The 13,552-nt window shown below is 64.2% G+C and carries 21 protein-coding genes; 8 read left to right on the top strand and 13 right to left on the bottom strand.

Going from position 1 to position 13,552, the window contains the following annotated elements:
* Positions 1-396: 396 nt before the first annotated feature.
* The 4 genes from WDX12_RS24030 to WDX12_RS24015 form a co-directional block, all read right to left on the bottom strand.
* The gene (locus tag WDX12_RS24030) at positions 397-750 is read right to left on the bottom strand and encodes a hypothetical protein (protein ID WP_434722260.1); all 354 of its coding nucleotides are present in this window, start codon (positions 748-750) and stop codon (positions 397-399) included.
* A gap of 207 nt (positions 751-957) precedes the next feature.
* Positions 958-1,587 (bottom strand): terminase large subunit domain-containing protein, encoded by a 630-nt coding sequence (locus WDX12_RS24025; protein WP_434722259.1) that lies wholly within the window; start codon positions 1,585-1,587, stop codon positions 958-960.
* A 58-nt stretch (positions 1,588-1,645) separates the two neighbouring features.
* The gene (locus WDX12_RS24020) at positions 1,646-2,050 is read right to left on the bottom strand and encodes a hypothetical protein (protein ID WP_434722258.1); all 405 of its coding nucleotides are present in this window, start codon (positions 2,048-2,050) and stop codon (positions 1,646-1,648) included.
* Positions 2,043-2,408: a hypothetical protein gene (locus WDX12_RS24015; RefSeq protein WP_320298350.1), complete on the bottom strand. Its 366-nt coding sequence runs from the start codon at positions 2,406-2,408 to the stop codon at positions 2,043-2,045. Before WDX12_RS24015 ends, WDX12_RS24020 begins: the two co-directional genes overlap by 8 nt.
* 356 nt (positions 2,409-2,764) lie before the next feature.
* Here WDX12_RS24015 and WDX12_RS24010 point away from each other — a divergent pair, with 356 nt between their 5' ends.
* The 4 genes from WDX12_RS24010 to WDX12_RS23995 all read left to right on the top strand — a co-directional run bounded on the left by WDX12_RS24010 (position 2,765) and on the right by WDX12_RS23995 (position 4,648).
* Positions 2,765-3,085, top strand: coding sequence for a hypothetical protein (locus WDX12_RS24010; protein ID WP_434722257.1), 321 nt, complete (start codon positions 2,765-2,767; stop codon positions 3,083-3,085).
* 145 nt (positions 3,086-3,230) lie between these two features.
* Positions 3,231-3,761: a hypothetical protein gene (locus WDX12_RS24005; RefSeq protein WP_320298352.1), complete on the top strand. Its 531-nt coding sequence runs from the start codon at positions 3,231-3,233 to the stop codon at positions 3,759-3,761.
* 233 nt (positions 3,762-3,994) lie between these two features.
* The gene (locus tag WDX12_RS24000) at positions 3,995-4,264 is read left to right on the top strand and encodes a hypothetical protein (RefSeq protein WP_140640957.1); all 270 of its coding nucleotides are present in this window, start codon (positions 3,995-3,997) and stop codon (positions 4,262-4,264) included.
* Positions 4,265-4,342: 78 nt separating this feature from the next.
* Entirely contained in the window at positions 4,343-4,648 is a 306-nt protein-coding gene (locus WDX12_RS23995) for a hypothetical protein (protein ID WP_140651970.1), read from the top strand.
* Between the two features lie 95 nt (positions 4,649-4,743).
* Here the strand turns inward: WDX12_RS23995 and WDX12_RS23990 are convergent, their stop codons facing one another.
* Positions 4,744-5,166, bottom strand: a complete 423-nt coding sequence (locus tag WDX12_RS23990; RefSeq protein ID WP_434722256.1) for a DoxX family protein — start codon at positions 5,164-5,166, stop codon at positions 4,744-4,746.
* Positions 5,167-5,426: 260 nt separating this feature from the next.
* Positions 5,427-6,182, bottom strand: coding sequence for a tryptophan 2,3-dioxygenase family protein (locus tag WDX12_RS23985; RefSeq protein WP_434722255.1), 756 nt, complete (start codon positions 6,180-6,182; stop codon positions 5,427-5,429).
* 138 nt (positions 6,183-6,320) lie between these two features.
* On the opposite strand from WDX12_RS23985, the gene WDX12_RS23980 reads away from it, so the two are divergent.
* Positions 6,321-6,791, top strand: coding sequence for an Lrp/AsnC family transcriptional regulator (locus WDX12_RS23980; RefSeq protein WP_434722254.1), 471 nt, complete (start codon positions 6,321-6,323; stop codon positions 6,789-6,791).
* Between the two features lie 154 nt (positions 6,792-6,945).
* Positions 6,946-7,839: a hypothetical protein gene (locus WDX12_RS23975; RefSeq protein ID WP_434722253.1), complete on the top strand. Its 894-nt coding sequence runs from the start codon at positions 6,946-6,948 to the stop codon at positions 7,837-7,839.
* A 25-nt stretch (positions 7,840-7,864) separates the two neighbouring features.
* On the opposite strand, the gene WDX12_RS23970 is transcribed toward WDX12_RS23975, so the two are convergent.
* The 5 genes from WDX12_RS23970 to WDX12_RS23950 form a co-directional block, all read right to left on the bottom strand.
* The gene (locus tag WDX12_RS23970) at positions 7,865-9,034 is read right to left on the bottom strand and encodes an SdrD B-like domain-containing protein (protein WP_434722252.1); all 1,170 of its coding nucleotides are present in this window, start codon (positions 9,032-9,034) and stop codon (positions 7,865-7,867) included.
* The gene (locus WDX12_RS23965) at positions 9,031-9,936 is read right to left on the bottom strand and encodes an HTTM domain-containing protein (protein ID WP_434722251.1); all 906 of its coding nucleotides are present in this window, start codon (positions 9,934-9,936) and stop codon (positions 9,031-9,033) included. Before WDX12_RS23965 ends, WDX12_RS23970 begins: the two co-directional genes overlap by 4 nt.
* Complete coding sequence (locus WDX12_RS23960) at positions 9,920-10,360, bottom strand: hypothetical protein (protein WP_434722250.1); 441 nt, start codon at positions 10,358-10,360, stop codon at positions 9,920-9,922. The genes WDX12_RS23965 and WDX12_RS23960 overlap by 17 nt, the downstream gene beginning before the upstream one ends.
* A 108-nt stretch (positions 10,361-10,468) precedes the next feature.
* The gene (locus WDX12_RS23955; protein ID WP_434722249.1) at positions 10,469-10,636 is read right to left on the bottom strand and encodes a hypothetical protein; all 168 of its coding nucleotides are present in this window, start codon (positions 10,634-10,636) and stop codon (positions 10,469-10,471) included.
* Between the two features lie 149 nt (positions 10,637-10,785).
* Positions 10,786-11,139, bottom strand: coding sequence for an SPW repeat protein (locus tag WDX12_RS23950; protein WP_320298361.1), 354 nt, complete (start codon positions 11,137-11,139; stop codon positions 10,786-10,788).
* 151 nt (positions 11,140-11,290) lie between these two features.
* On the opposite strand from WDX12_RS23950, the gene WDX12_RS23945 reads away from it, so the two are divergent.
* Entirely contained in the window at positions 11,291-11,548 is a 258-nt protein-coding gene (locus tag WDX12_RS23945) for a hypothetical protein (RefSeq protein ID WP_434722248.1), read from the top strand.
* Here the strand turns inward: WDX12_RS23945 and WDX12_RS23940 are convergent.
* Together WDX12_RS23940 and WDX12_RS23935 are read right to left on the bottom strand one after the other, a co-directional pair.
* Positions 11,538-12,560: a sensor histidine kinase gene (locus WDX12_RS23940; protein WP_320298363.1), complete on the bottom strand. Its 1,023-nt coding sequence runs from the start codon at positions 12,558-12,560 to the stop codon at positions 11,538-11,540. The two genes, WDX12_RS23945 and WDX12_RS23940, sit on opposite strands and share 11 nt — an antisense overlap.
* Before the next feature lie 111 nt (positions 12,561-12,671).
* Positions 12,672-12,917 (bottom strand): hypothetical protein, encoded by a 246-nt coding sequence (locus WDX12_RS23935; protein ID WP_320298364.1) that lies wholly within the window; start codon positions 12,915-12,917, stop codon positions 12,672-12,674.
* Positions 12,918-13,005: 88 nt separating this feature from the next.
* On the opposite strand from WDX12_RS23935, the gene WDX12_RS23930 reads away from it, so the two are divergent.
* Positions 13,006-13,506: a hypothetical protein gene (locus WDX12_RS23930; protein ID WP_320298365.1), complete on the top strand. Its 501-nt coding sequence runs from the start codon at positions 13,006-13,008 to the stop codon at positions 13,504-13,506.
* The last annotated feature ends 46 nt before the right edge of the window (positions 13,507-13,552 follow it).

The raw sequence follows: 13,552 nt of genomic DNA, 5'->3' as shown, positions 1-13,552 counted from the left end.
GGCGTGGACCATCTGCCCGTCAATGTTTCGAATATGCCTGCGCGGCTTCGACCCCGCCGCGCTCAATCCTCCCGCGCCTGTTTGAACCGCCGCACCACCACCTCGAAGACGATGTCCGAGAGGCCGCGATGATCTCAGCACGCTGCTCGGGCGTGTAATGCCCGGCATCGTCGATGGTCATGAAGGTGACGTGTCGGGACATGGCAAGCTCCAGTTCCTCGCCCCGTGAGAGCGGGGAGAGGTGGCGCGGCGAAGCCGCGGCGGAGAGAGGGGACGGCGCCGGCTTTTGATGGGAGAACTGGTGGCTGTTGGCCGAGCCTGTCGCTCTACGAAGCCCCTCTCCGGCCGCTGCGCGGCCACCTCTCCCCCCGCTCCGCGCGGGGCGAGGAAAAGGGCTCAGCCCTTGTACCCCTCGTTGACACAATCGTTCTTCCAGGCCCAGTCGAAATCGGCCTGCGACATGGACGAGCCAAGGCCCGGCTCGACGTAAGGGCCGGCACCGTCGATATAGACGATGAAGCGCACTTCCTTGGTGAAGATGCCGACCTTGCTTATGACGACGCCGCAGGTCTGGCCACTTACGCTGTCGCCGGTGAGATCGACGTGCGAGAAAGTCGCCGCGGGATTATTGATCAGGCCGCGCATCCTGGCTTCGGCCGCAGCGATGGCATCGGCGCGCCAGTCGCCGCTGGAGCCGGAGCAGGCCGAAAGCAGCGTACAGACAAGAAGCAGGTTGGGTATCGGTCGCATGTCGGCTCCGGATCGCGGTCGGAAGCTACTCGACCTTCGGTTGCAACCAAAGCGGCATCGCAGATCATGGTTTCGGCGCGGTTTCGCGAAGCTCGGATTCCTCGCCCCACGCAAGTGGGGGAGAGGTGGCGCGGCGAAGCCGCGACGGAGTGGGGGCAGCGCTGGCTTTTGACGCAAGAGCGGAAGCTGTTCGCAGAGCTTGTCGCCCTACGAAGACCCCCTCTCCAGCCGCTGCGCGGCCACCTCTCCCCCGCCTTGCGGGGGCGAGGAACCCAAACCCTGAACCGCCTCCGCCGTCAAAAACCTGAGCACAACGTCGCTCATGCCGAGCAGCGGCGTGAACGTCACGATCGTGATGCCATCCGTGGCATTGGTGCGCGTCAGCCCCTCGGAATAGATATCCAGTGGCGGTTCCTCGTCGAACCAGACGCCGTGCAGCGTCTCGCCCTGCCACTTCTCGCGGCCCTTTTCGTAGGACTTGAAGGAGAGCACGCTTTCGCCGGCCTGGACGTCGCCGCCACCGCCCCAACGCACGACGACGCTGTCCAGCGCTCCCGGCGCGCCGCGGCCCATCACCGTGTCGGCGATGGCATCGGCCGGGATCATGCCGGTGCCCCATTCGCTTTGCTGTTGCGGCGGGCCGACCAACACGCGCTGCGGGTTGTCGCGCGTGCCCTCACCGGTGACGCCGGCGGCCCAGAGCCGCACCGGCCGGTCGAACACTTTGCCCACCCACCAGTTTGGATAGCGGCCGGTCAGGTGCATGGCCCATTCGGCACCCCCTGCCCTGGTCTTGCCGAGCTGGTTGCCGGCCATGAACAGGCGCTCGCGGTTCATTGCGCCTGCCGCGTGAAAATCAGCCTGGCGGTCGTAGGGCGCGTAGGCTGCAAGGAGGTCACGGCGACGGCGCCGGTCCAACTCCTCGAGTAGCGCCAGATACGTCTGCATCGCTGTCGAGGAACGGCCTGAGGTTCGCTTCGAGGTCGCGGATGCGCTTGCGGATCTCCTCATCGTTCAATTGCTCGAGATTGTTCTTGTCAGCATCGAGATCCCGCGAAAAATCCTTGGGCAGCAGCGTCAGCACGACCTTCAGATACTGCTCCGGTTTTTCGGCCCGCACCGCGGCGATGACGCCGGCGCCGTGAACGCGGAAGTCAGCGCGCAGCGCGGCGGCGAAATCGTCGACCAGCGTCTTTCGCGGGCGCTTCGGGCGGACGGGCGAAGCAGCCGCGGCTTGAGGAGTTTTTGGCTTTCGGCTTGCCCGCTTCTCGCCGCCGCGGCGCCTGCTGTCGTCAGCCATGAGTGGCCGCCTGCGAGGGCACGGCTTTCGCCGCCTTTGGCTTGCGGACCTTGCGCGCCGGTTTTCTGCGCGGCTTTGCGCCGGCCTGCTTGGTGGGCCGGGCTTCAGTAGCCGCCTCCGCCGCCTTCAGCTTCGCCGTGACCGTGCGGACCGCGGACGGGCCAAGGCCCTGGCGCGGAAAACCGAAGCCGGCAACCGCATCGACCGTGCCGCCGCGCACCATGCCAATGCGCACGCCCGGCGCGACCTGTTCGACCCGGCCTGATCTCTGCGGCAGGCTTGCGCCTTCGAATTCGCCGATGGCGCTGACGATTTCGGCGCCGTCATCGGCGGTGATGATGGTGGCGTAGCGTGGCATCCGGGCCTCGGGCAAATGTTGGAAGCGTCGCATTCCGTCGCGCTCAGCTCTCGAAAGAATGGATGGCGCCGAAAAACAAAACCCGCCGGGCGGCGGGTCGTTGGCGCAAATCAGCACCATGGACAAAATAGTAGCATAGCTGCCCTCACCGGGCAATAGCCTCTAGGTACATTTTCCTATTTTCCGGAAACCTGCCCTGCCAACCAACATCGGCGAAACACCCGCGCGCTACAGCCGCAGATTGAACCATCAGCCGAACGCCGAACGAAATTTTGTCGGAACCAACCTTGGTCCGATGGGTTCCACCTTTAGTCGCAACGCGACAGACGACGGTTCTCGCAACAGAGGAGAAGATCATGCTTACGAGGATTCTTGCAGCTTCCGCCCTGACCATCGGCCTCGCCACGGCGGCGATGGCCCAGAGCACCGGCACAACCGGAAATGATGGCAGCGGCAGTGGCCAAACCATCACCGTCGACCCCAAGACGCCGGCCAATCGGTCGCCTGACCAGGCCGCACCCGATACCGGCACGACCGGCAGCGTCAGCGGCGGCGACATGAACTCGAACGCCGACAAGAACTGCTCGAACAGCCCGCAGGGCGCACAGGGCGATGCCAACAGTACGACCGCCGGCACGATGCAGCCCAACGTCAACGACAAGAATTGCGGCAAGTAGGCTTTGGGCGCATCACCACGCGCAATGGCCGCGGAACCAGTTCCGCGGCCATTGGTAAGCAGGCCAACACCCTCTACCCTTTGCAAGATTTCGGGCGGAACCATGCGGCTTGCCGGCCGTTTCAACGGCGAAAAGGAGAAAACCCATGGCAGACAACGAAAGCACGACCGGCGGCGCAGCGAACGGCAGCGGAACATCGACGACGAGCTCTGCCCGTCCACGCAGCGCGGCGTCGCGAAGCACTGGCGCGTCGCGCAGCGCCGCTTCGCGCGGCAGCACGCGCTCTTCCAAGGCATCCGAAGACGCCATGAAGAAGCAGATTGCCGAGCTGAAGCGCGAGGTGAGCCGGCTGAACCGCGCACTTTCCGAGCAGGCCGAGGAAGCCGCCGAGACCGCGCAAGGCTGGTATCGGAGCGCGGCCGACCGCGCGTCAAATCTCTACAGCGGCGCCTCCGACCGCGCTTCGAACCTCTACACCGGCGCCACCGACCGCGCGTCGCGCGCGGCAAGCCAATTGCGTACCCAGGCGCAAAGTGTTTCGGAGACGGTGCAGCAGAACCCCGGCACCTTCTCGACCGCGATGCTGATCGGCGGCCTGGTCGGGTTGCTGGCCGGCATGGCGATCAGTCGAAGCTCCGACCCCGAGCCGGACTGGCTGCGCCGCTGGCACCGATAAGATTACCTGCCGTGGCCGCATACGCCAGGATGGTCAAGGGTAGTAGCGAAGGCTGCCTTGCGGCCGCGCGGAGGAACGGCCGGGCCGTCGTGCCCGGCCTTTCTCTTCCCGATACCAGGCTTTTTCCTTTCAAGGTTGTGCCGTACCTGCCCCATTGCTGTGGCCGGTTGCCCCGGGCTGGTCATTAGCCGGGGCTTATGGGATCATTCCCCAAGGGAATCGCGGAGAGCGGCATGGACAGACCTGCCATGGCATCCGTCTTTCGGATGCGGCATGTGCCTGCAAGCATTTCGGGTGTTCGCAGCCTTGGCCGGGGCCAGGCCGATCCGATCTTCCATTCGAGACCACTCGGCGAAGCGATCCGCTTCATCGCCCAGGCCGAGGGCCAGTACGACCTCAGCGCCGTCGCCGTCTTCTATGGCGACCGCCAGACGCCGCCGCTCGGCAACCGCGAGATCAGGCAGCTCTGGAGCGAATATGGCGAGCGGTGGATGGAGGCCTGATCCGCGTCGGCTTCCCCCTGCCCGGATCGGAAACGCCCCTCATGCGTTCTTGAGGCGAGGTCAAATGGGAGGAACGCCATGAACGTCGCCAATCTCCAGCTCGAGGGCCTGCTGATGGCCGTCGCAGCGATCAATCACGTGCTCGTCAAGAAAGGCGTGCTCAGCGTCGAGGAGATTGATATCGCGCTGCGCAAGGCCGAAGCCGGCGAGACCGGCGAGGAGCGCTCCGAGGCGATTTCCGCTTCGAACCGCGACGCCATCAATTTCCCGATCCGCCTGCTCGAGCTCGCCAACCAGTGCCAGCCCGAAGCGGACATGCCGTCCTTCTCCAAGCTGGCACGCATGGTGGGCCAGATGAAGGAGCCGTATAACGACCAGATGTGAGGTGTGGCGGGAGGTGCCTTTGCCTTGAATGCTAGCGCTGCCCCTCATCCGCCCTTCGGGCACCTTCTCCCCGTACAACGGGGAGAAGGAAGAGTTCACGCCCGGCCCGGCCAGCCCTGCTTGAGCGCCAGCACGCTGCCCGGGCCATGCACGGCGGCGTAGAGCAGCCCGGCGGCGAACGGGAAATGCGACATGAAGGCGCCGAACTCGGCCTGGTCTGCGGTCCAGTGCGACGGGCCGTGGAAGGCAAAGCCCAGGAACACGACGTAGACCGCGCCGATCAGCGCCAACGGTGTCAGATAAGCGCCGGTGAGGAAGGATATCACCAGCAGCGTTTCGAGGATCGCCGCGCACCAGGCCAGGAACAGCGGGAACGGGAAGTCGGCGGCGGCGATGTAGCCGGCGGTGGCGCCCATATCCATCAACTTGAAGGCGACGCCCATCGCGAACATCGCGGCGAAGATCAGGCGGGCGATGAGAATGGCGACGGTCTGCCAGGTCGATTGAGTGTTTTCCACGAATTTCCCTCCGGATTGTTGAAGCGGTCGATGCCCCAAGGACGGACGGAGGGGGATGGTTCCGACAGGGGGCGGGGAAAATTATGCGAGGCGGGACGCCGCGCCTCTCCTTCTCCCCTTGTGGGAGAAGGTGGATCGGCGCGACAGCGCCGAGACGGATGAGGGGTGTTCCAGCGGAGTGAGACGCTGGTGGCATCTGGAGCACCCCTCATCCGTCGCCTTCGGCGACACCTTCTCCCACAAGGGGAGAAGGGGGAGCCCTACCCCGCCTTCGCCTGTGGCGGGTGGCTGATCGATTCCCGCACGGTGCCGTACTCGGCGCCCCAGCGATCGGTCATGTCGCAGCGGATGTCCCAGAGCTCGGGGAAGAAGCGGTGGCGGGCGCCGCCTTCGAGGATTTCAACCGGCCTGCCCTTCAGCGATTTCGCGCCCAGCCCGATCGAGCGGTGGATCAGATAGAGGTGGTTGGCGCGGAATTTCTGGAACAGCTCGTCGAACTCGATCAGCGCCTCGGCGACGACGTAAGCGTCGCCGTGGTCGTAATGCTCATCATAGATGTCCTGCACGGTCAGCCCGCGGCCGTCGAGATAGGCATGCTTGAAGGCCCTCCAGAGGTCCGGCGGCAGGCGCAGCAGGAACTTGAAGCCCGGCGATTCCTGGCCGCTGCCATTGCCGAGCTGCAGGCGGATCTGCTGGTATTCCTTGGGCGACATGGTCTCCAGGAGATCGAGCTGCGCCGTCATCATGCGCATCAGCCGGTGCGCGCGGCCCATCAGCGTGACGATGCGGTGCGTCTCCTGTTTCTCCAGATGGTCGAGGACATCGACCAGCGTGTAGGCGATGAGCTTCATCCAAAGCTCCTCGACCTGGTGCACTATCTGGAACTGCAGCTCGTCGGCGTTGACCATGTCGGAGAGCGGCTTCTGGCACGTCAGAAGCTTGTCGCATTGCAGGTAGACGCCGTAATCGCGCATCTCGGGCGTCTCGATGCGGGCGTGATAGTCCGTCTTGTCCATGGCTCATCTCCTCGCGCGGGCATTTCGGCAGGTGCCAAGCATAGCACTTTCGGCTTGAACATTGTTCCTTTGTGTTATCCAATCTTTCGAAATTGGAGGACGATCTATCGTCATTTGAGGAACCTCGGAGAACGAATCATGCTGGACATGCTCGACCGCAAGATCGTGGCGGCCCTGGAGCGCGACGCGCGCATCTCTTTCGGCGAGCTCGCCGAAGCGGTGGGCTTGAGCAAGACGCCGTGCTGGAAACGGGTCAAGGCGCTGGAGGATAAAGGCGTCATCCGCGGCTATTCCACCCGCGTCGATCCCGCTTCGATCGGCTTCGGCATCGAGGCCTTCATCCAGGTGTCGATCGACTTCGAAGTGTCGGACGCCTTCGAGGCGGCGGTGAAGAAACACCCGCTGATCCGCCGCTGCTACGCCACGACCGGCGAGGCCGACTATCTGCTGCAGATCGTCACCGTCGACATGAGGGCGCTGGACAGGATGCTGCGCGAGGAGCTCAGCCGGCTGCCAGGCGTCCGCCGTACCGTCACCTCGATGGCGATGCGCGAGATCAAGGGCGACATCTCGTTCGCCGACGCGGCGGCGCATGCGTTGAGGGGATAAGGCGAGCGCCAAAATGATTTGAGACGACGGCACCCCTCGGCCGGATCGAACCGCGGGCACCAGCCGCAACGTCGGGCGTCGGGTCCTGACTTTTTCTGGCACGGTCGAAGAACGGGCGTCGAACCGGTTTATACGTTGGGACGGGGGTACGCGGGTGACCAACATCGTCTCGATCAAAACAGGTGCTGAGCCTGCCGGGCGGCGGTCGGCGCGGCTTTTGAGGGTTTTCAACGTCATGGGAAATGCCGATATCGCGCGCCGTTCCTTTGCCGGCAGTGTTCTGGCGGCGGCGCTGCTTGCCTCGACCATGCTGCTGCCGACCACCATGGCAGTTCGCGCGGCTTCGGCACCACCGGAGCCGCGAGACGCTTTCCACCAGGCGATGAATCCGCAAGCCATGTTGCAGGAGGCCAAGCGTGCTCTTCTGGCTCAGGCCGCAGGCGGCAATGGGGGCAATGGCGGCAACGGAGGTTCCGCGGGCGGCAATGGCGGAAACGGGGGTAACGGCGGCAATGGCGGTTCCGCAGGCGGGAATGGCGGCGGTGGCGGGACCGGCGGCAATGGTGGTTCCGCAGGCGGAAATGGTGGTGGCGGCGGCACTGGTGGGACCGGCGGCAATGGCGGCTCTGCAGGCGGAAATGGCGGCGGTGGCGGCGGTGGTGGGACCGGCGGCAATGGTGGTTCCGCAGGCGGAAATGGTGGTGGCGGCGGCACCGGTGGAACCGGCGGCAATGGCGGCTCTGCAGGCGGAAATGGCGGCGGTGGCGGCACTGGTGGGACCGGCGGCAATGGTGGCTCGGCCGGAAACGGCGGCGGCGGGACTGGCGGCAATGGCGGCGGTGGCGGCACCGGTGGGACCGGCGGCAATGGCGGCTCCGCAGGCGGAAATGGCGGCGGTGGCACGGGTGGCAACGGCAGCTCCGGCGGCAACGGCAGTTCGAGCGGCAATGGCAATTCCAGCGGCCATGGCGGCGGGCATCAGGACACCGCCGGGCGTTCGGACGGCGGCCCCCGTTCCTGCGCGGCATCGCCGCGAGCTTCTTGCTGAAGCAGCGGTCGCTCTCCGCCCTCCCTTATGGGCCGGTGCGGTAAGCGAAATCGTCGATAGCGGCCTGCCAGTAATGCTGCGTGCGGATCTCGAGCTGCGTGATACGCAGGTAGTCGGCCGCGAAGTAGACCAAACCGTTCGCGGACAGCACCAGTTGATCCTCATAGGCGAGCTCATCGCCCCGCCAGGCCTTGAGAACAAGCGTCTCGCCCTCCGCGTCGTCCCAGCCGGCGCCGAAATAGGCGCCGGTGAAATCGAACGGCTTGTCACTGAAGACCTGCGCAGGGTGTCCAGAGCTGTTGTAGGCGATGAACTCGCCCGACATGGTCGTGTTGGTGTAGCCGGGACCGTCGGTGAAGCGCTGGTGCATGGCAACGAGATTGTACCAGTTCAGCCCGCCATAGCCCGACGGAACCTCGAACACGCCGGGCGACGTCATCAGGTCGTCGAAGCCGACGACATGCTCCAGGGGCAGCGGCTTCTCGGCGGGTCCGCTTTTGCCCGAAAACGCCGAGAGCACCACCGGTGACGCGCCGACGACGACATGCCGCCGCTCAGTCGCGCCGCCGGTCGCGAAATCAACCAGCCATTCGCCTGGTGTCACGGGTGCGCTGAAACGCCCGTCCGGACCGACCTGCGCGGCGGCACTGACGCCGTCCGGCCCTGTCAGCGAAACGCGCGATCCGGCGGCGACCGCGCCGCTGATCGTCATATCCGCCGCAAGCCCGACCGGGTGCGTCGTGGTCTTTGCGATCATGTCGCCCGGCGATCCAGGCGAAACGACATAGTCGCTTTCCTGCGAGGCGTTGCCGGTGGTGACGGAATAACCCGGCGGAGGCACGACGCGGAACGCGTAGTGGCCGGGATCGACGACTTCGAAATCGCGCTGCATGACCGACATGCGGAAGTTGGCGAAACCGCCGGCATTGGTCAATCGCATGATGGTGCTGCCGTTCGGCTTGTCGAGTTCGACAGCCACGCGCGACATCGGCCGGTCGCCCAGATCGTAGATGCCGTTCCTGTTGAGGTCGCGGAACACCAGCAGCGATGTGTTCATCTGGCCGCCTTCGAAGGAACCCCACGCGCGCCTGGGATAATAGTCCGCAGCGCCGCCGGCGCGCGCCGAGCCGCAGAGCACGGCCAGGCCAGCGACCGCGACGACGACGGCGCCCGAAAACAACAAATCACGCTTCACGAAATTTCCCCTTTGGCAGTCGCTGTCGATCCGGTCCCCTGGAGACGCGTGAGGACCTTGCTCACGGCATCCGCATCGAAATAGGCGAGATAGAGCAACGCCATGGTGGCGCTGAACGTGTAGACCGGCAGCGTCAGATAGATGATGGCGTGAAAGGCCAGGCCCGGCAGGACCAGGTAGCGCCTTGTCGCGCGAAACGGCAGGCCAAGGGCAAGGCAATATTCGAGCGCGACCACGGCTACGGACACCATGGTGGCGGGCCAGGCAAGACCGGCCGGATAGTCCGACCCCGCGTAGAACCAGAGGAAGATCTGCTCGATCCTCGCGCCGCTGAGAAAGGCATAGTTCGACTTGTCGAAGGCGGCGAAGAAATAAAGCACCGAGAGCTGCACCACGATCAGCCGCAGCCCCCACAGATTGCCGCGCTCCGCCGGTGGCGGAAGGCCCGCGCGCTCGGCGCGCATCACCGCCAGGTAACGGTCCAGCGAATAGGAGCGGTCGCAGGGCGTGAGCGCGATCAGCAACGCGGCAACGGCCAGCAGATAGGTATGGTGGTGGGTCCAGGGCTCGCGCCCGAGCTCGATGCCGAAGTAATGGTACATCGCCAGCCCGACCGCGCCCGTCCAGACGGCGGCGGCGCGGCTGTGATAGCCAACGAAGAGCAGCGTCGTGGCGACGAAGAAGTTGGCCGCCAGGAACAGGCCGGCCGGCGACTGGTCCATATAGAGCAGCAACTCGCCTGCCCAGCGCGACCAGAACAGCATGGCCAGGCCGATGCGGATCAACGCGGATGGCCGCGACGAGCCCTCGGTGCCAGCCGCCCAGTCGGCAAAGCGCCGGGCAAAAGCTTGCATCGAGCGCAAGCCGGACCGGTCGCTGGCGGCGTCACTCGGCGCAGGCATTTTCGGCATCGGTATGGATGGTCTGCCAGCCGCTGCGCGTGCCTAGCCGGGCACGGACTCGGATATCGGTGCCCTGCCCGGCGACCGTGCAGAGCCGCTTGATGACGGAAGCCAGTTCCTCGCGGTTCTGGATCCACTTCAGCTTGCCGTTGCGAGGGGCGCCGAGCATCGCGAACCGGTCGAGCGGAGCAAGCGCGCCGTCCGGCTGGCGGATTTCGAAGGAAACGTCGATCACGCCCAGCCCGATCGCGCTGAACATGGTCCAGGAGCGAAGCCACGGCGATTGCACCCCGAAGATTTGCTCCGCGGCGGGTCCGGCGATCATGAAGGCGGCGATCGCCGTGAAGGCGACCAACCGCAAGCGCCCCGCCGACAGCCGTCCGGCAGGCTCCGCGCCTGTTCCAATCGAGATGATGTCCGCCACCCGCGCACCCCCGTCCGGACTTATAGACCGGATCAGCACCGTTCTGCGACCATCCCAGAAAAAGTCAGATCGCGGCGCGCCTATAGGCTGAGAGAGCGCGAGGGAACACTACGGATGAAAATCAGTGGTGAAGCCAGGCTCTGCACGAGCAGCCTTGGCGACGCGTGCCGCCTCTTCCTTCTCGGCATCGGCCTTGCGCTTGGGGCATTCCTCGAAATCATGGTCCCGGCCGCCGCAATAGGAGCAGCATTTGGCGGGGGTGTCGGAGTTGAACATCGAGGCCATTCCCAAGAATGCACGAAAAGGTTTCCGGTTGCAGCAATTGCGTGAAGGCGCCGCTGCATTTCAGCCCGATGCCCCAAAAAATGTTCCTGCCAGTTTCAGGAGCTCGCCGCTCGCGCGGCGGGCTCCCGTTCAGTCACCGCTCACGCATGCGCGTGGGGATGACGGAAGTCCCAGACGGCCCAGGCCGAAGCCACGACCACCAGCACGCCGAGAGCGACATGCGTGGTCATGACGTGCGTGTCAGCCTTGAAGCCCAAAAGCCAGGGCGACACGATCAGCCAGAGCCCGAGAGCCAAACTTACCCATTCTTCCCACTCGGCGAACACCGAAAACATCGCCAGCGCCAGCGCGCCGAGGAGAACGCCGACAATCCAGGCGTTCCACGCGGGCACCATCGCCGCGGTGAATCCGATGACCCAGGGGGAGATAAACAGGCAAATCGCCAGGACCAAGGTGATCCAGTCGAGGCTCTTTCTTGCTTCCATCATTGCCATGACAACCTCCATAGATGAAGCTTGACCAAAGCAACTGCATCCGCGTGGACATTGCACGCTCATCATTGATGTAATTACGCTTTTACCGCTCTGCAAGGAGCGGGCCGGGCCGCGGCTTGTACCTTGCCCAATGCCTCCTCATCTGCGTCCTATGGTCAAACTCACCGCGCTCGGCATGTTTGTGCTCACGATCGTCGGGGTTGCGGGTGAGCTTTGGGGGCTTTGGGACTATTGGAAAATGGCATCGTTCGCGCGCAGCCGGCAGAGCCATGCGCCTATACCGATGCATGATGAGGTCGACGGCGCGCCGACCCATGTCGCGCCGAGCGAACCGGCACGCACCGAAGACATCTTCCTGAAGGCCGGCGCGCAATTCGGTAGTCTTCCGGGCAGGTCTCTCAAACGCTGAAGTCGTTCTCGGTGTCGGCCCCCAGTTGCGGCACGACGATTGCCTCGAGCGGCGCGTCGAGCTCCCACTTCACGCTGCCAGGCGCACGTTCGAGACTGGAGGAGCCGCTCAGCGCCTGTGGCGCCACCCGCTGCAACACCACCGTGCCAAAACCCTTGCGGTCGCCGAAACCGGTGCGCTCACTCGTCTTGCGCGCCGCTCCGTCGGCTGTCACGCCGGACGTCTCGTGCCAGAGAAGGTGAAAGCGGCGCTGCGCTTCCGGTCCGCTCTCGACCTTCCAGGTGATTTCGACGCGGCCGCCCTCGCCCGCCAGCGCGCCGTATTTGGACGAGTTGGTGCCCAGCTCATGGAAGGCCATGCCGAGATTCTGCACCGCATTCGACTGCAGTGTGAGGAGCGGCCCGGAAAGCGATATACGCTCCTCATGGCCGAAAGGCTTCAAATGCTCCTGAATCAGGTCGAACAGGCTGGCGCCGGCCCATTCCGAGGTGACAAGCAGATCATGGGACCGCGACAATGCCATGATGCGGGATCGGATCATCTGCTCGAACTCGGCCGGATCGGTCGAACGCTTGCTGGTTTCCCTGACCATCGACAGGATCACCGCGAACTGGTTCTTCACGCGATGGTTGACCTCGCGCATCAAAAGCCGAATGCGGCGCTCACTTTCCTTGGCGGGGGTGATGTCGCGGGCGATTTTCGAGGCGCCAACGATTTCCCCCGCGCTGTTCTTGATCGGCGAAATCGTCAGTGAAACGGTGACCAGCGAGCCGTCCTTGCGCCTGCGCACCGTCTCAAAACTCGGGATGCGCTCGCCCTTGCGGATGCGGCTGATGATCTCGGTTTCCTCGCCTTGCATATGCTCGGGGATCAGCATCAGGATCGACTGGCCGACGGCTTCTTCGGCGGTATAGCCGAACATGCGCTCGGCCGCGTGGTTCCAGTCGGTGATTATGCTGTCCAGATTCTTGCCGACGATTGCGTCGTACGAAGAATCGACGATCGCGGCCAAACGCGCATCGGCATTTGGAGCGTGTTGGAACGTCCCCCCGGAATTGGTCATGTAAGGTAATTAGGGCCGGCCGGAGTCAAGGCAATCTGACGCGAGCGAGAACGCATTTGCTCAGGGCTTCGATTCGCTGGGGCCATCGGCGACATTCCGGTTCGGTGATATCACACCGAAATCCTGCGACCTTGCGCCCGTGTCAGCGGTCAGAAACCCGTCGGATGCCAGCCCACGGCGCAACAGCTCGCGGACCGCGGCCGAACGGCTCGGCATGCGCTTTTCGAAACGCCAGTTTTCCAGCGCCGCCAATTCCTCGTCGGTCAGCATGATCTGCAACCTTTGCGGCCGTTCAAGCTCAGCCACTTCCGCCTCCGCTGTGAGTTAGTATGTGCCTCACTATGAGTAGAAGTAGGAAACGGCTCATGAAGCGTCAAGGGGGGATGATTTGCCGATGGGCAACGAAGCTAACGATACTCAGGATGGGGCGAAATCACATTTGATATATTATGCTAACCAACTGATTTATTTATTGTTTTTAACATTTGTGTATTGTCAACCGCTCTCCTCCGGCGCATGGTTGCAACAGAGGGATAAACCCCCGCGAAAGGAGGGTTTTCCAATGATACTAGGATTTTCCAACCAGTTGCGCGATGATGCTCATTGCAAGGTCCAGCAGGCCCTGCGGACGAACGGCATCGTCAACATCATCCGGCTTGCCGAAGAAATCAGGCTCAAAAACCTCGCCGACAACATCGCGCGCGAGGACATAGAAAGCCTGGTGATGCAGATTGCCCAGCTTTACGGGGCGCCGATCGAGTTCGACGACCAGGCCCTGACGGCGCTCGACCTGCCGCAGGCCCTAGGCGCCGACAATCGGAACGACCTTGAGAGGGCTCTTTGGGAGCGCTCGCTGCCCGACGCGCCGGTCAACCTGTTGCAGCTGGACAAATAGCTGTCGGCACTGCGGTGTGGGGAAAGCGGGGCGGTTCCGAAGAGGC

Source organism: Mesorhizobium sp. RIZ17 (genome assembly GCF_051127865.1).
Taxonomy (GTDB): Bacteria; Pseudomonadota; Alphaproteobacteria; order Rhizobiales; family Rhizobiaceae; genus Mesorhizobium; species Mesorhizobium humile.
The sequence above is the reverse complement of the archived record's forward strand: the minus strand, read 5'-3'. Positions and strand labels throughout refer to the sequence as shown.